The following is a 255-nucleotide window of genomic DNA, read 5'->3' as shown; positions in this document are numbered from 1 at the left end:
CCCGTCGCGTGGGCTCGGCGGAGCCGACCTTCCACACCTTCACACGCAGGGTGGTCGGCGAGGTGCCGGTCGCCTCGGTGCGGACGTGGAGCTTGTCACCCGCGGCGACCATGAGGGACGTGGGCACGTTCACCAGGATCGTCGTGGTGCGCTGCAGCTGCACCGTCACAGCACCGTTCGCTGCGACGACGACGCGAGACCGGTAGCCGTCGGCACCCACGCGGCGGGCATGCGACGTGCAGTACGCCCTTCCGC

At 71.0% G+C, this 255-nt stretch carries 1 protein-coding gene; it reads right to left on the bottom strand.

Features of this window, described 5'->3' with window-relative positions:
• A partial coding sequence (locus tag CN514_RS26280; RefSeq protein ID WP_217993970.1) for a hypothetical protein occupies nt 1-255 on the bottom strand: 255 nt, incomplete at both ends.

Source organism: Bacillus sp. AFS001701 (assembly GCF_002559405.1).
Classification (GTDB): domain Bacteria; phylum Bacillota; class Bacilli; order Bacillales; family Bacillaceae_G; genus Gottfriedia.
This window is presented reverse-complemented; position numbering and strand designations above follow the sequence as displayed.